Annotated in this window: 12 protein-coding genes; 4 read left to right on the forward strand and 8 right to left on the reverse strand. The window is 46.2% G+C overall.

Translation table 11 applies throughout. The features are described 5' to 3' along the window. Positions 1–5: 5 nt before the first annotated feature. From B9A91_RS14165 to B9A91_RS14175, 3 genes are read left to right on the forward strand one after another with little or no spacing between them, the layout of a single operon-like run. Positions 6–3,338, forward strand: a complete 3,333-nt coding sequence (locus B9A91_RS14165) for a TonB-dependent receptor (protein WP_084239470.1) — start codon at positions 6–8, stop codon at positions 3,336–3,338. A gap of 21 nt (positions 3,339–3,359) precedes the next feature. After that, a complete protein-coding gene (locus B9A91_RS14170; RefSeq protein WP_084239471.1) occupies positions 3,360–4,757 on the forward strand; it encodes a RagB/SusD family nutrient uptake outer membrane protein in 1,398 nt (465 codons plus the stop codon). An 8-nt stretch (positions 4,758–4,765) separates the two neighbouring features. After that, positions 4,766–5,992 carry a thioredoxin family protein gene (locus B9A91_RS14175; protein ID WP_084239472.1) on the forward strand — a complete coding sequence of 409 codons (1,227 nt, stop codon included), beginning with the start codon at positions 4,766–4,768 and terminating at the stop codon, positions 5,990–5,992. Between the two features lie 87 nt (positions 5,993–6,079). Here B9A91_RS14175 and bglX read toward each other — a convergent pair whose 3' ends face one another. The 8 genes from bglX to trhO all read right to left on the reverse strand — a co-directional run bounded on the left by bglX (position 6,080) and on the right by trhO (position 21,173). Beyond that, on the reverse strand, positions 6,080–8,371 hold the full coding sequence (gene bglX, locus B9A91_RS14180; RefSeq protein WP_084239718.1) for a beta-glucosidase BglX: 2,292 nt from the start codon (positions 8,369–8,371) through the stop codon (positions 6,080–6,082). Between the two features lie 30 nt (positions 8,372–8,401). Continuing rightward, entirely contained in the window at positions 8,402–9,781 is a 1,380-nt protein-coding gene (locus B9A91_RS14185) for a glucoamylase family protein (RefSeq protein WP_084239473.1), read from the reverse strand. Between the two features lie 15 nt (positions 9,782–9,796). Continuing rightward, positions 9,797–11,464 (reverse strand): glucoamylase family protein, encoded by a 1,668-nt coding sequence (locus B9A91_RS14190; protein ID WP_084239474.1) that lies wholly within the window; start codon positions 11,462–11,464, stop codon positions 9,797–9,799. A gap of 52 nt (positions 11,465–11,516) precedes the next feature. Continuing rightward, positions 11,517–12,440, reverse strand: a complete 924-nt coding sequence (locus B9A91_RS14195) for a LamG-like jellyroll fold domain-containing protein (protein ID WP_084239719.1) — start codon at positions 12,438–12,440, stop codon at positions 11,517–11,519. Between the two features lie 16 nt (positions 12,441–12,456). Continuing rightward, positions 12,457–14,007 carry a RagB/SusD family nutrient uptake outer membrane protein gene (locus B9A91_RS14200; protein ID WP_084239475.1) on the reverse strand — a complete coding sequence of 517 codons (1,551 nt, stop codon included), beginning with the start codon at positions 14,005–14,007 and terminating at the stop codon, positions 12,457–12,459. A 20-nt stretch (positions 14,008–14,027) separates the two neighbouring features. Then, positions 14,028–17,057: a SusC/RagA family TonB-linked outer membrane protein gene (locus B9A91_RS14205; RefSeq protein ID WP_084239476.1), complete on the reverse strand. Its 3,030-nt coding sequence runs from the start codon at positions 17,055–17,057 to the stop codon at positions 14,028–14,030. 261 nt (positions 17,058–17,318) lie between these two features. Continuing rightward, positions 17,319–20,219 (reverse strand): ligand-binding sensor domain-containing protein, encoded by a 2,901-nt coding sequence (locus B9A91_RS14210; protein ID WP_084239477.1) that lies wholly within the window; start codon positions 20,217–20,219, stop codon positions 17,319–17,321. Between the two features lie 15 nt (positions 20,220–20,234). Next, positions 20,235–21,173 (reverse strand): oxygen-dependent tRNA uridine(34) hydroxylase TrhO, encoded by a 939-nt coding sequence (gene trhO / locus B9A91_RS14215; RefSeq protein WP_084239478.1) that lies wholly within the window; start codon positions 21,171–21,173, stop codon positions 20,235–20,237. Between the two features lie 214 nt (positions 21,174–21,387). Between trhO and B9A91_RS14220 the strand changes: the two genes are divergently transcribed. Next, positions 21,388–21,888, forward strand: a complete 501-nt coding sequence (locus B9A91_RS14220; protein WP_084239479.1) for a hypothetical protein — start codon at positions 21,388–21,390, stop codon at positions 21,886–21,888. Positions 21,889–22,015 lie beyond the last annotated feature (127 nt).

The raw sequence follows: 22,015 nt of genomic DNA on the forward strand, positions 1-22,015 counted from the left end.
AAGTAATGAAAAAAATTGCTTTTAAACCAGGTGTTGTACGCTATTGGGTACCACCAAAAATATTATTGATTGTGAAACTGATCATAGTCTTACTTACCGCCTGCTTTTTGCAGGTATCTGCCTCAAGCTTTGGCCAAAAGCTTTCCTATACCAGGAAAGATGCAAGTCTTCGTGAAATTTTTAAGCAGATTACCCTGCAAACCGGGTACAACGTATTGTACGCTCCGGAAAAGATTGCAGCCAGCAAAAAACTGGATGTAAATTTCAGCAATGCAGATTTAAAAACGGTGCTTGAAAAACTGGCTGCCGAACAGTCATTCGTTTACAGCATAGAGGACAAGAATATCATTATCAAACCAAAGGAGCTTTCTCTGTTTAATAAGCTTGTTACCGCCATTTCAGCGCAGGGCAAGTTTATGGCAGACATTAGGGGGATAGTAGTTAACGAAAAGGGCGAAGCACTGGAAGGGATAACTGTAGTAATTAAAGGGGCGAACAAAGGCACCACAACCAATGCAAAAGGAGAGTTCTTTTTAAGGAATGTAGATGAAAATGCCATATTGCGCATTTCGTCTATCGGCTATGAAACCAGGGAAGTAAGCGTTAAAGGAAGCGGAGCTTTATTGACGGTTACCATCAGCAGGTCTGTTTCTATGCTGGATGAAGTGCAGATGATTGCCTATGGCACTACGACGGTGAGGATGAACACCGGCACAGTGGCCAAAATGAAAGGCGAGGACATCAGGCGACAACCGGTAGACAACCCTTTGCTGGCACTTGGTGGCAGGATGCCGGGAGTGCAAATTGCACAAACCAATGGTTTGGCAGGTTCGCCGGTAAGTGTGCTGATTCGTGGCAAAAGTTCATTGGGCGCGGCCTCAGATCCATTGTACATCATTGATGGGGTCCCTTTTGCACATTCACTTTCGAGCATCACTTTTTCGAGTGGTGTTAGTGCCCAGGCACTTGGTGGTTTAACCAGCGCTGCTTTCCGCACCAATCCTTTTGTAGCCATTAACCCGGCAGATATTGAAAGCATTGAGGTGTTGAAAGATGCTGATGCAACGGCAATTTATGGATCAAGGGGGGCAAATGGCGTGGTGTTGATCACTACCCGGAGGGCAAAATCTGGCAAAACCACGATAGATGCGAATTTTTATACCGGTTGGGGAACACCAACGCGGATACCTGAGTTCATGAATACACAGCAGTATGTGGCCATGCGGAAAGAGGCATTCAGGAATGACAACATTACTCCAACAGCCGCAAATGCTACTGATCTGATGGTTTGGGATACCACGCGTTATACCGATTGGAAAAAAATGCTGCTGGGCAATACGGCAAAGAGCACCGACGCGCAGGTAAGGTTGTCTGGGGGAAGTCAGCAAACCACCTTTTCGCTTGCCGCAGGATACCACCGGGAAACCCCTATCTATACCGGGGATATGAATGACGACCGGGGCAGCTTCAGGGCCAATTTACAGCACCGTTCTGCAGACAATAAATTCCAGGCGGCCTTCAATTTTGGGCTGAGTACCGATAGGAACAACATCATCACAACAGATTTGTTCCAGTTGATCAATACCATTCCAAACGCTCCATATCCGTACGATGAAAAAGGCGATCTGGTATGGAGGGATAAGGGGATCAATTTCTCCAATCCCCTGGCCTATCTCTACAAAACATACATTGGCAAGACCGATAACCTCATTACCGGTTTGAACCTGAAATACAATGTGCTGACCGGCTTGCAGCTGAGGGTAGATGCGGGTTATACAGCCATGATACTTGACCAGCGCACGGCAAACCCTATCAAATCGCAAAGTCCTTTTGGTACGAACGTTACCAGTTCGGCAGAGTTTTATGACCAGACCCACAAGAACTGGATTGTAGAGCCACAGGCAGAATATACCAGGCAACTGGGGGGCGGGCAGCTCCAGGTATTGCTGGGCAGCAGTTTCCAGGAACAACTGAATGAAGGCACCAATATTACTGCTACGGGTTACGCCAACGACGACCTGATGGAGTTTCCGGGGCTGGCCTCTTCTAAAGCTGTTTCCAATTCTTTCAGCAAATATCATTATGCGGCTTTATTTGGACGTATCAATTACAACTGGAAAAGTAAGTACCTGATCAACCTTTCTGCCCGTCGTGATGGCTCGAGCAGGTTTGGACCGGGCAAACAGTTTGGTAATTTCGGAGCTGTTGGTGCGGCCTGGGTTTTCAGCGAAGAGGGCTTTATGAAAAAAGCCCTTCCCTTCCTTAACTTTGGTAAACTGAGGACCAGTATGGGGGTTACCGGTAATGACCGTATAGGCGATTACCAATACCTTTCTACCTGGGCCCAGGTAACGGCAGATAACCCTTACCAGGGCCTTACCGGGCTGGCACCTACCAGGCTTTATAACCCGGATTTTGCCTGGGAGCGGAACAGGAAATGGGAAGCAGCACTGGAGTTGTCGTTCCTGCAGGACAGGATTTTCTTCAGTGCAGATTATTACCTGAACAGAACAGACAACCAGCTTACAGGCCTAACGCTGCCAACACAGGTAGGCTTCGGAAGTATCACTGCCAACCGGCCTGCCGTACTTCAGAATTCGGGCTGGGAACTGATGCTGAATACCACCAATATCCACAAAAAGGGATTGAACTGGAAAACATCTTTCAACATTACCCTGCCAAAAAATAAGCTGATTGCTTATCCCGGGCTTGAAAATACTTCATTTGCAAGCATATGGCAAATTGGTCTGCCCATCACCATCAGGAAATCCATTCCTTACCTGGGCGTGGACCCGCAGACGGGAATTTACCAATTGGCCGGTCTTGAAACGCCAAAATACCAGACGGCCATAAACGATATGGCCCCAAAATATTACGGAGGACTACAAAACACATTTGAGTACAAAAATTTTACCCTCGATTTCTTCTTTCATTTTACCAAACAGAAGGGGATGAGCAGCATTCAGTTTTCAGCTCCGGGGGCGCGTGTGAACCAAACTGTGGAAATGCTTGACCGCTGGCAAAAGGCGGGCGACGTTACCAATGTGCAGCGGTTTGCTACTACCGGAACGCCGGTTACCACTTACAGCTATTACGCCAACTTCTCTGAAGCGCGTATAGTTGACGCCTCGTATGTGAGGCTAAGGAACCTGTCGCTGTCCTATCGTTTGGACAAGGCCATGGTGCAGAAAATAAAAGCACAGGATATAAGGCTTTATTTCCAGGGGCAAAACCTGCTTACGTTTACACCGTACAAGATCAGCGATCCTGAAACCATGTCGCTGTCGGCTATGCCACCCATCAGGATGCTCTCTGTTGGCCTCCAGGTAGTTTTTTAATCAGATCAAAAAGCTGTAATTATGAAAAGTATATCGAATATCAATTGTTTATTTTCAAAGGCCGGCAGCAGCTTGCTTGCTGTATGCCTGGCTGCCATAATGCTGCTCAGTTCCTGTGAGAAATTTGTTGAGGTGGAAGACCCACCGCACCAGCTTACGGACGACAAGGTGTTTACCAGCGATAATTCTGCGACCTCTGCCATGTTATCTGTTTATATCGCTATGATGAACGACCAGTTTGGCAATTCGGGGTCCTTTGTTTTTTTTTCTATGAGTTCGCTGGCGGGCATGTCGGCCAATGAACTGACATGGACACAAAACAATACTACAGCCCCAACGTTTCAGGAGTTTTCTGACCGTAAGCTGACCCCCGAAAATACTTATGTTTATAGTTTCTGGAGAGATGGCTACAAATATATTTACAGGTTAAATGCAGTGCTGGAGGGGCTGAAGACAGCTACGGGTATGACAGAAGATGTGAAAACTCAGCTTGGTGGGGAGGCCAGGTTTATGCGTGCATTTTGTTATTTCTATTTGGTAAACCTGTTTGGCGATGTGCCGTTGGTGCTGAATACCAATTACCAGGAGAATATGCTATTGCCCCGTGCGCCTGCTGAAAAAGTGTGGGCGCAGATCATCACAGACCTGAAGGATGCGAAAGGCATGTTAAAAGCAGCTTATCCGACTGCTGAAAGACTGAGGCCAAACCTTTATACCGCTTCGGCACTGCTGGCAAGGGCTTACCTGTATACCGGCAAATGGGAAGCTGCAGAGCAGGAAGCAGACGGTATCATTCAATCGGGGGTATATGGCAGCAACCTGCCTGCACTGAACACCGTATTCAAAAAAAGCAGTGCCGAGGCCATCTGGCAATTGCAGCCCGTACGTGCGAATTCCAATACCACGGAAGGGGCCCAGTTTTTGGTGCTTGGCACTACGCGGCCCAATTATGAGCTTACCCCACAGATGCTGAGCGCTTTTGAGCTGGGCGATAACCGGAAAACGGAATGGGTGGGCTTCAGTGATCCGCTGAATAACCCAACCTGGGCTTTTCCGGCAAAGTATAAGGCTGGTACGGGTGCTTTAACTGAATATTATGTCGTGTTCAGACTTGCGGAGCAGTTTCTGATCAGAAGTGAGGCCCGGGCAATGCAGGGGGTAACAAAATTGACTGCGGCAAAGCAGGACCTGAATGTGGTGCGTGGCCGGGCAGGCCTGTTGCCAACATTGGCTAACGACCAGCCTGCTATTTTAACCGCCATAGCGCAGGAGCGCAGGGTAGAGTTTTTTGCTGAATTTGGCCATAGATGGCTGGATTTGAAAAGAACCAGCAAAGTGAATGCTGAAGGTTTATACCCTGTGCCGGGACCGGAAATGAGGGCAAACCCTAAACTGGAACAGAATGCAGCTTATAAATAGATAAGAAAATGAAAACATTAAAAACACTACTGACCGCAACGTGCCTGTTAATTGGCATTTTGCCGGCATCGGCACAGGGAATCAATTTTGAGCATGACTTTAACAAAGCCTTAGACCTGGCAAAGAAGGAAAATAAAATGATCTTTGTAGATTTCTACACCTCCTGGTGCGGCCCATGTAAGCTGATGTCTGCCGAGGTTTTTCCTCAAAAAGAAGCGGGAGATTATTTCAACAGGGAATTTATCAATCTGAAAGTACAATGCGACGATAAGGGAGCTGGTGTGGAACTGGGCAAAAAATACAAAATAAATGCTTATCCGACATTAGCCTTCCTGGATAAGGATGGAAATACGGTGCATTCTACCGCGGGCGGCCTGAGTGTAGCGGGACTGATAGAGCTGGCAAAAACAGCGACAGATCCGAATAAGAATCAGCTGGCAATGGTTAAAGAATGGGAGGGGGGCAACAGGGACCATGCATTTGCTTCCCGGTACTTTAGAACCCTGACCCGGTCTTACCGCAGTGAAAAAGCGAATGCTGATTTTGAGAAGTACTTTGGTACATTGAAACCCTCGCAGAAAGCAGCCAAAAATACCTTTGAGCTGATGGGGATCGTTAAAACAGGCCCTTTCTCGCCATCATTTGAATATATGGAGCAACATACCGGCGATTTTTACAAATCGGTTGGACAAGCAAAGATCGATAGTACCATTGCGAACGCTTATCTAGGGTACTTTAAGGGCTTGCAGGCGGCGGGTTTCAGTAATAGGGACATGACTGAGTTCAACAGCAAAATGAAATTGTTTAAGGCAAAGAAATATCCTTTTTACGATGAATATGCTGAGTTTTATGCGGTTTTTGATTCAAAGGGCGTCAATGGAAAGGACGATATCAATGTCTACATGCAAAGGGGCACAGAATTCCTGAGAAAATATGGGAAGAAAAACGATTCATATACCTTATCGCTGGCAAGCATGCTGGGAAACTGGACCGGAAAAAAAGATCAGGGGCTTGAAGGTATCCGCTGGATGGAAGAGCTGCTGCAGCGAAACAATAATCCTCGCTACCTGAACACCTATTTTTACATTCTGTGGCGCAATTTTCACTTTGATAAGGCAATGGAAGTTGCACAGCTGATGAAAGCCAATGCGGTAAAGGAAAACAGTTCTACTGCTGATATTGACAAACAAATCCAGATGGTGAAGGATTTAAAAGAAAAGTATAAGAACATCTGAGTTTGAGGAAGCTAAGATCGTAGCTATAATATAAAAAGGCCTGGCGTTTTGCCGGGCCTTTCTGCTGTTGAAATGTGCAGACCAAAGTTACTTTACCAGTGTAAATTTTTCCGTCAGCACATCCCTTGAATTACCGCCTATATATATATTGAAATCGCCGGGTTCGGCTATAAACTTTAAGGCTGTATTGTAGAATTTTAAATCTTCTTCACTGATTTTAAAGCTTATTGTTTTACTTTCACCAGCGTTTAAACTGATTTTTTGGAAGCCTTTTAACTCCTTAACGGGGCGGGTGGAGCTGCCTTCCAGATCGCGGATGTACAATTGTACCGCCTCTTTGCCTGCGGTATTGCCGGTATTTTTTACTTCAATGCTGACTGTAATGCTTTCGCCTGGTTTAAAGCTGTTTTTGCTCAGTTTTAAATTGTTGTACGCAAAAGTGGTATAGCTTAGGCCATAGCCAAAAGGATAAAGCGGTTCGTTGCTTACATCGAGGTAATTGGAGCGGAACTTACTGAACCATTTGCCTTCGGCCAGGGGCCTGCCTGTGTTTTTATGGGCATAATACAATGGGATTTGCCCTACATTTTGCGGAAAGGTTGCCGTGAGTTTACCTGAAGGGTTTACTGCTCCGAACAATACATCGGGGATGGCATTGGCGGTTTCTGTGCCGCCAAACCAGACATTCAGGATGGCCGGAACATGCTCGTCTTCCCATTTCAGGGTAAGGGGCCTGCCGGTAAAGAGTACCAATACTACAGGTTTCCCGGTTTTTAGCAGGGCCTGCAGCAGGCGTTTTTGTACTTCAGGGATTTCCAGATCGGTACGGCTGGAGGCTTCGCCGCTCATTTCAGAGCTTTCGCCCAGGGCGGCAACAACTACGTCTGCTTGTTTGGCCAGGTTCAAGGCCTCATCAATCACTTCCTGCTCCGGGCGGTTGTCTCGCGGGATGGTACGGCCAAACATGGTGGCGCGTTCCTGGTAAGCGGCATCACTGAGCAGGTTAGACCCCAGGCTGTGCAGGATTTTAACCTCGTTCCCTGCGGCTGCTTTCATGCCTTCCAGCAGGGATTTGGTATTGGCCAGATCGCTGTTTACGCTCCAGGTGCCGGGCATATTGGCGCCGGTATTGGCCAGCGGGCCGATCAATGCAATTGTGCCGGTTTTTTTTAGTGGGAGGGTGTGGTTTTCGTTTTTCAGCAGCACAAAAGATTCAGCGGCCACCTGGCGTGCAAAAGCAAGGTGTTCTGGCTTCAGGATCTCTGTTTTGGCGCGCTCTTCATCGCAGTAGCGGAAAGGATCTTCAAATAAACCCAGTTTGTATTTGGCTTCCAGGACCAGTCGGCAGGCCTCGTCAATTCTTTGCTGTTTTACCTTGCCTTGCTCAACCGATTTTTTTAAGGTGGTCAAAAAGCCTTCGCCTACCATGTCCATATCTACGCCTGCATTTAAAGAGAGGGCAGAAACCTTTTGCAGATCGCCCAACCCGTGGTCTGTTAGCTCGTTAACGGCGGTATAATCGGTTACCACGAAGCCTTTAAAGCCCCATTCCTTACGAAGCAGATCGGTCATCAGCCATTTGTTCGCTGTTGCAGGTACACCGTTGATGTCGTTGAAGGAAGTCATGATGCTCCCGGCACCTGCATCAAGGGCAGCTTTGTAGGGCGGCAGGTACTCGTTATACATGCGATCAAGGCTCATGTCTGTAGTGTTGTAATCTCTGCCTGACTCGGCTGCTCCGTACAGGGCGAAGTGTTTTACACAGGCCATCATGGTGTTATACTTACTGAGGTCATCGCCCTGGTAACCTTTAACCATGGCTTTCGCGATCTGGCTGCCCAGAAAGGTATCTTCGCCAGAACCTTCAGAGATCCTGCCCCAGCGCGGATCGCGGGATATGTCGACCATAGGCGAAAAGGTCCAGTTCAGGCCATCGGCGGTAGCCTCAATGGCGGCAATACGGGCCGTTTTCCGGATCATCTCCATGTCCCAGGTACTGGATAAGGCCAGGGGGATAGGGAAAGTGGTTTTATAGCCATGGATTACATCCTGCCCAAAGATGATCGGGATTTTAAGCCGGGTATGGTTTACAGCAATTTCCTGAGCCTTGCGGATGCGTGCAGGCGTGGTTAAGCTGAAAATACCGCCTACCTGGCCGTTTTTGATCTTCGTCTCTACACCTGTGCTCACTACCGAACCGGTAGTGGCTTCACCGCCGGTAAGGAGGTTCAGCTGGCCTATTTTTTCATCGAGTGTCATTTTTGACATCAGGTTAGTGATGAAGCTGTTCATTTTTTGATCGGCAATGCTCTTTTTCTGGGCAAAAGCTGTGGCCGTTGTCAGGAGCAGGGCCAGGATATATAGGGAAGGTGCTTTCATAGTGATCTGTTTAAGCATATGGGCAAAATGTTAGTGTTCAATAAGGGGAGATTTCGGGATTGATGGCCCCTCGAAATTCAGACTTTGTAATCCCTTTTGTACTTCTGGGCTGCTCATGAACAGTTTCCAGAGCAGGCCGCTGCGGTAGTTTTCGATCATGACAATAATAGGACCCTGATCTATGGCCAGATGCGATTTGGCGTACCAGTTTTTTTCTTCGCTAAAGGCATCTGTGAAGCCGTACTCAGACCATAGTTTATCACCCAGGTTAAAATAGAAATGCTTTAAGGCCTGCATGGATTCTGCAGGCGTATAAGGAAAAGAGGACAGTGCCGCGGTAGGGGTAATGACGGCATCATCGTTGGTTGGCGAGTGCGCAGAATAGCCCGACCAGCTGTCGCTGGCAGTTAAGCCCCAGCAATTGGTGCTGTAACCCTTGTATTTTTTAGGATTGTCTATGCAATAGGCGCGGTTGATGAGCGTATGGTTTTTGTTTTGCTCCCAATAATCGGCATGGCGGTCTTTAAGGCCACGCGGATCTAAACCCATAAAAGAGTAGTGGGCAAAAAATAAGGGGCCTCCATAGTCGAAGCCTAAAGGAAGTGTAATGTTATAGAACTTTTTACCGTTCAGGTAGGTATTGCTGTTGGCAAAACCTTCATGGTATACCTTTGGGCTGATGGCATGGCGCGGTGATGAGGCGGCAAGCACATAGGTAATGAGGCATTCATTATAACCTTTGATGGGGTGGTTCATGGCCCAGCCATTATTTGGGCTCCAGTGCCAATACAAAACATTTTGGTTTTGGGTAAACCAGTTCCATTCTATGGCATTCCACATCTCGTTGATCTTACTGCGGATGCTGTTCTCGACCGGGTTACTGGCAGTATAATACTGACGGGCGCTGAGCAGGCCCTGGAACAGGAGTGAGGTCTCCACAATATCGGCCCCATCATCTTTGAGGCTGAAGCGAATCGTTTTACCGGTTTCTCCATTGAGCCAGTGCGGAAAAGCACCATGGTACATGTCTGCTTTGTACAGGAAATCGACGATTTTTTTTGTGCGTTCAGCGGCCTGTTCGCGGGTAATGAATTTTCTTTCTGCGGCAACAATAATGGCCATTACGCCGAAGCCGGTACCTCCGGTGGTAACTACCTCGTTGCCATAATTTAAGGTAGTATTGCTGCGTTCGCGGGCCATACCACTTACAGGATGTCCGAAATCCCAGAAATAGCGGAAGGTTTGTTTTTGCACCAGGGTAAGCAGCTGCTCGTCGGTCAGGTTCTTTTGTATTTTCATTTCAGGCTTTATGCCTGCTGTTTGATCAGATTTATGCTTTACCTGGGCACAGGAAAAAAAGCTTGTAAGTAAGGTGAGGGCTAAAAACAGGTAAAGTGGATTTCGTTTCATGTTGTTGTGCTATTATTATAGGTTTGGACTACTGAAGCCCAGTTTTGTTAATCCCAATTTGATTTCAGGTGCGCTCATCAGCAGGTTCCAGAGTAATTTACTGCGATGGTTTTCGATCATGATGATGATTGGCCCCTGGTCTATGGCCAGGGTTTGGGTATCAAACCACTTGTTTTGGATGGAGAAGGCATCTACAAAGCCATACTCCTTAAAAAGTTTGTCGCCCAGTTTGTAATAGAAAAACTTAAGTGCCTGCATGGATTCTGCAGGAGTATAGGGAAAAGAAGACAGGGCTGCCGTAGGGGCAATTACGCCCAGATCGTTATTGGGCGAGCTGGCGGCATAGCCCGTTGGGGTATCACTTGCGGTAAGGCCCCAGCAGTTTTCGCTGTAGCCGGCATAATTTTTAGGATTGGCCTTGCAGTAGTTGTAATTGATGAGGGTATGCGCACGGTTCTGTGTTTCGTAATTGGCATAGGCATCGGTTAAACCCATAGGGTTGATGCCCAGGAAAGAATAATGTGCAAAGAACAGCGGGCCGCCGTTGGCGGGGCCTAGCGGCAATTGAATGCCGTAATAGGTATTGCCGTTTTTCATGGCACCATTTTTTGCCCAGCCATTGTCGTACACCGATTTTGGGATGGTATAAGTAGTTGAGGACGCCGCAAGGATATAGGTAATGAGGCATTCGTTCCAGCCGCTAACCGGTAGGTTCATCTCCCAGTTGTAATTGTTGCTCCAGTGCCAGTAGAGGGTGTTGCTGTCGTTTTTTCGGTACCAATCCCACTCCACGCCATTGTAAAGGGCGGTAATGTCGTTTCGTAATTTTGTTTCTGCAGCATCATTGCCGTTAAAATACTGGCGTGCGGTAAGCAGGCCCTGCATGAGCAGGGAGGTTTCGACCAGATCGCCGCCATTGTCTTTTGCACTGAAAGGCTGTACCGCACCGGTATTGCCATCGAGCCAATGCGGAAAAGCGCCATGGAATTTCTGGGCTTTGGTGCTCAAAAAGCTGACGATTTTTTGCACCCGGGACAGGCCCTCGGTACGGGTAATGAAATTGCGGTGTATGCCTGTTACCAGGGCCATTACGCCAAAGCCTGAACCGCCGGTAGTTACGGTATTGCCGGATGTGCTTCTTTCGCGGGCCAGTCCGCTTTCGGGGTGACCAAAATCATAAAAGTATTTAAAGGTTTGCTTTTGGACCAGTGTGAGCAGTTCCTCGTCGGAAATGCGGGGAAATTTATCGGTATCGTTAAAGCCGGTGCTCAGGCTGATGTTTACAGGATTAATGAGCCGACCGCCTTTTGCCGGTTTAAGGGCTTCTGTAAGGGCAAGGACATAACTGCTAAAAGCGGAAAGGTTATTTTGAGGAGTAAGGGTTAAGGTTTTATCGGCATCGGACAGGGTAGTGGTAAAGGCTGTATTGCTGCCCGAAGCATCGGTTAATTTAATGCCGGCCATAACGGTGGAGGGGTCTATGGCGGCAGTAAAGCTGAATTTTATAGTGGGTTTCCCGCTTACTTCGTAGTTTAAAGTGCCGTTATAGCTACCGTTTACGGTGAAGGACAGGGAAACATCGACAGTTGATGCGCCCGGTTCCTTGCTTTTTTTGCAATTACCAAGGAGCAGCAAAATGCTGCAGCAAATGATATAGAAAGATAAGGTTTTAAAGCGGATCATCAGCTTGAAAAGGGGATTTTAGATGCCGGAGGCGAATGCCTCCGGCAAGTAGTTATTTACCAGCCTTGCCGAGGTTGAACAGTGCTTTTACATGCGCTTCAGGTAAGGCTATATTGTAGATCCTGATCTCATCAATATTGCCTGTCATAGCTGCGAAGCTTTGATCGGTACTTACGGATTTGCCCGGAATGACGTTATAGTTTCCGCCTATAATAACCTCGCTGGGTTCATTGGACTTGAACAGGTTATTTCCTGTGCCCCTGCTTGAAAAGGCCCCTATCTGCACGCCATCTGCCCAGATGTAGAAAAACCCGGTTGTTCCATTATAGGTCAATAAAATATGTGTCCATTTGCTCATTCCTATTTTTGGACTGAGATATGGAAAATAGTTTATATCACCGGGATTGTCCCTTTTGGTATTGACATTGTCTTGTGTGCCGCCGCCAATGGTGGTAAAGGTTGGATTGATTTTTAACTCATCGGTATTGCTTGCAGGAAAAGCATTTGTGTTCAATATAAAGTTGATACTTCCGGTAAAGATTCCCGGCCTGGTCAATTGGAACAACATGGTTTTTTTACTGCCGTTGTTCAATATCTGAACCCAGGTGCTGATGCTGAAGCTTTTAAAAACATCTGTTTTTAATGTGTTGAATTGGTTAGCATAGTATAGATAACCTGTGGTTAAGCTAAGGGCTTTCCCTCTAACCCCTGCGGCAATAAAGGCATCATTTGCACTTGTTGTGGGACTTGCGCCGGAAACCTTTTCGGCCTTGGTATCATCAAATGACCAATAAGCTACCAGGTTTTTGGGAAAAACCTCGTCAGAACTTGTAAATCCATCGATCTTTCCGGCATAATCATCAGGACTTACGTCGGGAAGATTGTTTGGGTTGCCATCTTTCTTGCAGGATGTGCCGACGGTAAGGATTACGATACCTATTACCCATCCGATTTTATATAAATTTGAGAATTTCATCTTTCTGAATTTTAGTTTAATATCCAAAGTTTTGGGTCAGTACATTTTTGCTTAAATCGATCTGTACCAGTGGTATGGGAAGTAGGTTGTCGCGGCTTGGGGAAAATGCGGTTTTTCCTGCGGCAGCCATTGCCTCTCCTGAGATTCCCCACCTTACGATGTCAAAGAAACGGTCATGCTCCATTGCCAGTTCAATTCTTCTTTCCTGACGAATAGCTGTTCTTGCCACAGCCTGATCTGTTGTGACTACATCAGGCAACACGCCAGAAGCGGTACCGCGTGCTCTTTTTCTGACAGTATTTAATGCGGCTACAGCTTTTGAGATGTTATCAGCTCCGCCAACTTCATTTGCCGCTTCGGCATACATCAGGACTACATCTGCATAACGCAGGATGCGGACATTCATCCAATATCCCATGTTGCTGCTAACCTTTGATCGGTAACTTGGGCTGGTGTACACCTTGTTGTTATATTTTGGATTCGGTAAAATTGTAGGATAGATAGGCAATGGTTCCCCATAGATGGACATGTTGGTTGTAGTTGTGGTGCTGGAATATAAGATCGTCCTGGCTTTCCGGGGATCATTTGGTTCATATGCCGCTTCCAGAGCTGCGCTTGGCATATTCCATCCCCAACCCATGTTAAAATTGCCCTGACCCCTTAAGCCCTGGATGCTGGTATATTGACAACCATTTTTTTCTTTCTCTTCTGCACTGGCTGTAGCCTGTATTTCGAATACGGATTCTTTACTGTTCTCTCCATCCTCACGGAAGATTTTGTCGTAGGGTGTGCTGAGATCGTACTGCCCGGAGGTCATGACAAGATTAGCCGACTGCATGGCAGCTGCCCATTTCTTTTGTGTAAGGTAGACTTTTGCCAGTATTCCGTTTGCTGCCCCGCTGGTTATTCTTCCTACAAATGCGGATGGCCAGGAAGGCGGTAAATTGGATGCAGCAAACTGAAGGTCTTGTTCTATGAAAGCATAAACCTGCTCCGGACTGCTTTGCGGTACATTACTTTCCTCAACGGAAAGCAACCGGTCTACAAGGGGAACCCTTCCGTATAACCTTACCAGCATAAAATAAGCATAACCCCTGATAAAGCGGGCCTCTGCCGCTGCTGCGGTTTTTTGCTGGTCCGTGGCTTCGATCTTAGGATCATTGTTGATTTTATCCATTACAGTATTTGCTCTGTTGATGAGGCCATAATAGGCAACCCAAAGTGAGTTTGCCCTGCTGCTGCTAGATGAAACAGGGAAGTTGTCCATGCTGATCACATCAGCGCCTCCGTCAGAAGGTGTACTCCCTTTCTCTGCATCATCACTTCTAATACTGGTAGCAACCACAAAACCGTCTGCATGTACATTATAATCCCTCAGGAAGTTATAGGCTGAATAAATATACAGATCATAAGGCCCTGAATTTCCTGGATAAGGATAATCGTCTGTCCGGTAGACACCCTGTTTTTGAGTATCCAGGAACTTTTTGCAGCTGCTTGCTGTTGAAATTAACAGTATGCCCATTATGGCGATACTAATATTTCTATATGTTGTGTTCAATGTTTTCATCTTTTTATCTCTTAAATCACTTAAAACGTCACATTTATGCCAAAAGAATAAATGGCAGGAATAGGGTAAACGCCATTGTCGGCCCCGCCGGCGGTAATGCTGCCGATCTGGGCTTCCGGACTGTATCCGGTAGTTTTGCTCCAGGTTTTTATGTTTTGGCCACTAACGTATAAGCGGATATTCTGTATGCCTGTTTTTTCTAAGGCCTTTGCGGCAAGGTTATAGCCGAGCTGAACATTGCGAAGGCGGAAATAATCACCTGGTTCAAGATAGTAGCTGCTGAATAAATAGTTGTTACTTCTGGTATTGTCGGAAATCGGCTCGACGTTGGATGTTCCTGGTGCCGTCCAGGCATTTAAGCGGTTTGCTTCATAATTTAACACAGTAAAGTTTGCGGTTCTCCTTTGTGTGTAGATCTTATTGCCGGCAACGCCCTGACCTTCTAACATCAAGTCAAACCCTTTATAACCAAGGCTTAAATTTAAACCATAGCTATAAGGAGGAAAAGGCGTGCCGAGATAAGTCCTGTCGGCCGGGGTAATGGCACCATCTCCATCGATATCTGCATAAGCAATGTCACCAGGAAATGAATTGGACATGGCCGGCATCAGACCAAGATCGTAAGAAGACTGGTAAATACCAATCTGTCTGTATCCGTAGAAGTAACCTATCGACTGTCCGGTTTCTGTTTTGTTTACTCCTCCGTTACCCAGGATCTGGAAATTGGTTGTGTTGCCCAATGAGTTAACGATGTTTTTATTGTAGCTGAAATTTCCGGATAAGCCATAAGTAAAGCTTTCGCCTATTTTGTCGTTCCAACCAAGACTCAGCTCAATTCCTTTATTGGTGATTTTACCGAGATTGGTGAAATAGGTAAGTCCTCCTTCCGAGGCAGGTAGTGGGTAGGAGGTGATGATGTCTGACGTGGTTTTGTTGTAAAGGTTCAATTCTGCATTAAGCCTGCTGTTTAGCGCTTTTATATCCAGACCAAGGTCAATACCCTGAACAATTTCAAAGTGGAAATTGGGGTCGGGCCTGTAAGCTGGCTGAATAGCGGGGTATATATTGTCCCCGAAAACTGCACCAGATGAGTTGGAGATTTCAACCTGGTAACGGTTGTTTGGTGCCCCGTTGGAGTTGCCCAATCGCCCCCAGGCGCCACGAAATTTCACAAAATCTAATCCTTTGACATGTTCTTTGAAGAAGCTCTCTTCGCTCAGCACCCATCCTAAACCAATACTACCAAAGGTACCCCATCTGTTTTCAGGCGAAAACAAGGAAGATGCATCTCTTCTAACAGTTCCATTAAAAAGGTATTTATTCTGATAGGAATAGCTTAGCCTCATAAATGCACCGGCATTGGATTCATCAGATCCGCTACCACCGGCCCTTTGTACGTTCTGATCGGGTACAATTCCAAGGAACCATAAATTGGGGTCACGAGGAATGGTTAGGGTGCTGTCAACCCTTGTTCCACTCAAGCTGGTGCTTGAGGTTCTCAGAGAAGAGAAACCGGCAAGCGCAGTGATTTTGTGGCCGCCATCAAGTTCTTTTTCATAAGTAAGGGTATGGTCTTGTTGGTACCGGCGACCTTCAAAAGTATTCTGACTTACACTATTACGGATGGAGTTGTCGAAAGAAGTAGTATTTGGCCCTCCGTTTTCGCCGATGTTGATCACCCTATAGGCAGGTGGGGAAAAGCTTCTGGCATTATTAAAACCTAAATCTGTGTAGACGGTAGATCTCCAGGTGAAGTCTTTCAGGAACTTTACTTCTCCGAACACACTCCCGGTAAATCTGTAACCTTTATTGATGGAGTTGCCTTTACCCCTGTCTAGCGCAAGTGCAGGATTGGCTACATTTGACCGCTGGAAAGAAGGCATGCTGTAAAACAGTCCATCCTCTTTTGTTGAAGGCACAATCGGAGCAGCCCACAAGATGTTGTTTAACGTAATGGCAACCGGATTGTTGATCCAATGAAATCCGGTAAGGCCGGCGCCTACTTTAATGTTATCTGTGATCTTGATTTCTTCGTTCAGCCTCGCGATGAATTTTTGATAGTCGCTGGATTTAACAACCCCCTGCTGCTTGTTGTAGCCCAGACTTAATAGCGTGGTCGTTTTTTCTCCCGTATTGGAAATGGTTACTGAGTTGGTGCTCATTGCAGCATTACGCAGTACATAATCTTGCCAATTGGTATTGGCGGTATAGTTTTTGAAGTCGAATGGGGCAGCACCCAGGTTGGCCAGTTGGGCGGAGTATAGTTTTTTAAAACCTTCTGCATCTGCTACAGCAATTCTGTTTGGGATGTACTGAACCCCAATGGTACTTTGTAAGTTAACCGTTGTTTTACCTTTGGCGGCTCTTTTGGTGGTTACAGCAATAACGCCGTTTGCTCCCTTCATCCCATAAATGGCAACGGATGAGGCATCACGCAGCATGTCTATGCTTTCAATATCACTGGGGTTCAGGTAATCAATATTATCCTGAATAATACCGTCTACCACATATATAGGATTTGCGCTATTCGTGCTGTTCACCCCTCTGATGCGTACAGTAGGACTAGCCCCTGGTGTGCCGGACGGAATTACCGTTAAACCGGCCACTTTTCCCTGCAATGCAGCAATTGGATTAGTTACCGCAAGCTTCTCAATATCCGAGCCCTTAACGCTGGCAATTGATCCGGTTAAATCACGCTTCTTTTGCGTGCCATAACCTACTACCACTACCGCTTCGAGCTCCTGTGATGAAGATTGCAATTCTACATTAATGGTAGTCTGGTTGTTTACAGCTACTTCTTTAACTGTATAGCCCACATATGTGAACACCAGTGTGGCATTGGCAGGCGCACCAATGCTGTATTTCCCTGTAGCATCTGTCTGTACAGCTGCCGTGCTCCCCTTTACCTGTACGCTTACACCTGGCAATGTGGTTTTGTCACCCCCATCACTTACCGTTCCTTTAACAGTGATGTTTTGTGCAAGTGCTGCGTTTGTAAAAAGAAAACAGAGAAAAGTTAAAACTGAAAGTTTTGTAGAGATTCTTTTCATACTATTTGGTTATTTAATAATTGTTGTATAAATCTCCGCTACAATTGCGGGCAAAACAAAAAAAACGCCTCTACATTAATACATCATGAGTGTGGGGTGTACTATCTCAAATTCGCTTTCCGAATCTGTATCTGGTTCAAAAACCGGGTTTTTAGACTGCAATGTGAAAAACAGGCACTACAGCAACATGGTATTTCCATATTAAAATTAAGCTAACAAAAAATTGCTTATGACTGGGCGATGAGAGGTAATGATGTAGTGTTAAAGCTCCATCAGGAACTCTACGAGGTTCTTGTCGTGGGGTACATCAAGCTTTTTGCGCAGCCTGTAGCGCCGTATTTCTACACCTCTTAAAGAAATGTTCAATAAAGATGCCATTTCTTTGCTGCTCATGTTCATCCTCAGGTAGGCACAAAGCTTCAGATCGTTCGGCACAAGATCAGGATGGTTTACCTTAAGTTTCTTAAAAAAACTTTCATGCGCTTCGTTAAAACTGCTTTCAAAAAGGTTCCAGTCGCGTTCATCATTCATGCCCTCGTCAATTACCTTCTGGAGCTTGCGCAGTTGCTCTTCAGCTAGGGGCTTACCGTTGCTGTCTTTCAATTTCAGGATTTCCTGACTGAGTTTTTGCAGTAACTCATTTTTGTACACCAGGCTCATGGCGGAGTTGGCCAGTTCCCTGGTCTTGCCAGCCAGCTCGGTATGGAGTTTCTCGGTTTGCAGTTTAATGATCTGTTTCTCTGTGGCCTCGGCTTCCTTTTTAAGGAAAGCCTCTTTCTCTGCCTGCAGTTTTTTGGCAATGGCTTCCTGGTCTTTCTTTAACTTGCGCTCATAAAGCCGTTTAAAGGCCATAACCAGGAAGCCAAGCAAGATCAGATAAAAAGCCAGGGCCCAGTTGCTGGCATAAAATGGGGGCAATATGGTAAATTCAAATGTAGTTATCTTGCTTACGGTATCTTCATTGATCCTAGCCCTTACTTTAAATACATAGCTGCCAGGGGCCAGGTTGGTAAAATCTTTCTGGGAAGCTGCACTCCAGTCAGCCCATTGTTTGGAATAGCCTTCCAGGTAGTACTGAAACCTGATTTTGGCCTGCCGGTAATAAGGCAGGGCAAAGGAAATCCGGATGCTGTTGCGCTTAAACGGAATTTCGATTTCAGTGCCGTCGTTATCAAATTCAGTAATGGTGCTGTAGGTGTCGGTAATGTCTTCCAGCTTTCTGATGAGTACAGCAGGCAAGTCAACATTTCTTTTTGGTGTGGGAGGTTCGGTGGCGTTATAGATCACGAAGCCGTCATCGACACTCAGCAGGTAGATGTTGCTGCTGATTTTACTGATGTTCTCGTAGTACTGCACCATGCGTCCGTCCAGTATGCTGAAAGTACTGGAGTCTACGCTTACCTTGCCAGGCTCGAGCAGGTGTACAAGCCCCATTTTGCCATGATTGATAAACCAGTATTTTTTTGCGCCGGCGTCGATGATCTTATTGGAACCTGCAAAGCTGCCCAGTTCCCGGTTCAAAGTGCCATAGGGGCTAAAGTGATTGCTGATCTCATCATAGATCAGAAACCCTTTATCGGATGAAAATACCAGCTTGTTTTCGAGCGTAAAGACGTTAACACCATAATCGCTTGGGAGCCCGTTCTTTTCATTATAGGTTTTGATGGTGGTTACCCTTCTCAGGTCGGGGCTCAGTGTAAGTTTATACAGGCCACGGTAAGCATGGCTTACCCAGACATCGCCCCTGGCATCCTGTTCTACATAGCGGGAGGGCTCTCCGAAGTTTTCTATCCTATGCGAGAATTTCCAGTTTCCGGAGGCATCTTTTTTGAACAGTACCAATCCGTTATAAGTGCCCTGGATGAGGAAACGGGGATCGGAGTTTAACTTTTTGATGGTCCATCCGCCCTTTATAGAAGAGATGCTTTGGAGCTGGTTTCCGGATACTTTAAAGGTACCATCGTTATGGCCACAAAATAGCTGGTCATCTATCAGGGTAAGGTCCCATACCTGCCCCTGTGAGTTGGGGATGAGTTTAAAATCGAATGAATTGAAAAGGTTTCCTGTTCCCGATGCCCATGCACTGTAGAACAAGCCCTGGTTAGTGCCCAGATAAATGTTGTTTTTATAGATCAGGCTGGAATAAACGGTACCAAACTGGCCGGTTTTGTCGAAATAGAAATAGAGCGGTGAATTGAGTTCGATGCGGTCAATGCCGTTATCCAGTCCGGCCCATAGGTTCTGGTCCTGATCTGCGTAGAGGCTCAGCACGGTATTGTTCTGCAGGCCACTTGATTTGTTAATTCGCTGCACTACGTTCCCATCTTCATCCATGATGATGAGCCCGTTGAGGATAGTGCCATAGGCGTAGTATCTGTCTTGGATACGTGTGCCATTATTGAGCTGGTAGGTTTTCAGGAAGGCATTGGCGGGGGTGTTCAGCGGACTGAAGCTTTCGCCATTGTAAACAAACAGGCCATCTTTGCTGGTGCCGATCAGCAGGCTGCCATTCTTATAAGGAAGTATAGACAGTATTGCTCTGGGAACCGTGAGACTTGTGTTTTTCAATGGGACAAGTTTATTGCCAATAAGTTCGAAAAGCCCCCGGCCTATAACCTCTACATAAAAGTGCTGTCCGACCTGATGCAGGAACAGCAGTGATTGTTGTGCCGTTACCACGCTGATCTTTTTGTTCTCGTAGATGTATATGGCAGAGAAGGACTGGAATATGACCTTTTTGCCGCTCGTGTAGATTTTCCAGATTTCATCCTTGATGCCATGGGCTGCGGGGATAAGGCTGGTAAGGGAGGTGTAAGATAAAAGCCTGTTTTTATTAGACCAGTAGCCAAATTCACCGAAACCCCCGGTGTACACGATCCCATTTGCTCCGCTGGCAACAGAGCGGACGATTTGCCGGTTGGGCATTTTATATTGATTCCAGTATCTGCCGTCAAAACTGAGCAGGCCCTGGGCATTCCCAAAATACAGTACGCCGGATTTGTCTTTTGCTATAGACCAGTTCTGATTGCCCGATAGGTAAACCGATTTGGGGTAATTTTGTACATAAGGAACCCCAATACTCTTTATATTATCTGCTGTTGCAAAGAATGGCAATAATAAAGCAAGATAAAATAGACAGTATTGGAGGTGTCTGTGTTTCATTGGTAGCTAAGATAGCTATTTCGCAATTACGTTTACAGGTTGTGGTACTTTTACATAATATCCTGTTCCATCGTACTTACGCTTACGCGGATTGGTGGTACAGGCTACAGAACAACAGCCTTGCAGCTCATTGCCGCAGTCGTCGCATTGGGTAATGTGCTCATTGCATTCCGGATTGGCACAATTGATCATCTTAGGTGTGGTTTTACCACAATTGAAGCACTTGGAAACTACGGTAGGGTTTACCGTATTGACGTCTACGGCGATACGGTTGTCAAATACATAGCATTTGCCCTCAAAATCCTGTCCGCCCGCCTCTTTGCCATATTTAATGATACCTCCATGAAGCTGGTATACATCGCTGAAACCATGGTGCAGCAGCAGGGCGGAAGCCTTTTCGCATTTGATGCCCCCGGTACAGTAGGTCAGCACTTTTTTGTCTTTATACTGGGCCAGCTCGTTGATTTTATCCGGGAAGTCCCTGAAGTTCTCTATGTCGAGTGTTACCGCATTTTTAAATTTGCCCAGGTTATGCTCGTAGTTAGAGCGGACGTCCAGGATAACTACATCTTCCTGATCAATCATTTTCTGGAATTCAGCGGGCTCGAGGTGTTTCCCGGTTTGTTTGTTTGGGTCGATGATATTCGGGTCCCTGAGTCCGGAATGCACAATTTCTGCTTTGTAGCGGCAGTGCATTTTGATAAAAGATGGTTCTGCAACATCGTCAATCTTGAAATCTGTTTTTGCAAAGCGCTCATCAGCTTTGATGGCAGCCATATAGGCTTCACAGGCTGCTACGGTTCCGGATACGGTTCCGTTCAAACCCTCATCGGCTACGATGATCCGGCCTACCAGGCCCAGTGATTTACAGAATTTAAGGTGATCGTCGGCAAACTGTGCTGCCTCTGCTATAGGACTATAGCAATAATAAAGTAAGGTCTGAAATTTTGTCATAATTCATTGATACCGATGCAAACGGCGTTTAATGCTTTTGCAAAGGTATAAAAATATTGTGTTTTTGGTAAATAGCTGACGTCGTATTGCTGGTCTTGTAAACTTTTATTATTTTAGCAATAAGTAATTAATTTATATTTAATAGTTCCAATCGACTCATGACCACAGAACAAAATTATAAACTGATGAAAAGCGCCAATTTAACCCTATTCCGGTGGACATAAACGCGTATTTGAAAAGCGGTGTACTGGAAGCTTATATTTCCGGTACTGCAACAGCAGCTGAAACAGAGGAATTGTTGCTGCTGAAGTCCAAGCACCCACAAATTGATTATGCTTTATACAGATTGGAGATTGACCTGGAGAACCTGGCGCAATACATGTCTATTGCACCACCGCCGGTGGTATGGGTAAAAATTGATGCTGAATTAAGGGAGCTAATTAAAACCACCGAGTCTCCTGTCCCTTTAAAGATACATTCGAAACGTATAGGAGAGGAACCAGCTGGACCTTTCAGGGGCGGCCAGTTCATTGAAGTCCAGGGCGCATCCAGTCACATGCGGATCCATAAAATATGGCGTTGGGTATTGTTTGTCATCTTTATATTGGGGAAAATATTTTTAGGCTTTGCCATTTACTTTTACTTTGAAAGCAGGGAAGCAAAAAAAGAGCTTGAAAAGCTGCAGAAAGCAATCGAAAAACAGCAAGGCCGGTAATCATCCTGCAACTTTTGTAACAAATACAATGGCTGACGGTTAAAATTAACCCTTCAGGGGGGAATTTCTATAAGCCAGGTTTCCTGAGCAATAATTTGTGTCGGATAATTGTTAAGTTTGCCTCCTT

Source organism: Pedobacter africanus, from assembly GCF_900176535.1.
In the GTDB taxonomy this organism is placed as follows: domain Bacteria; phylum Bacteroidota; class Bacteroidia; order Sphingobacteriales; family Sphingobacteriaceae; genus Pedobacter; species Pedobacter africanus.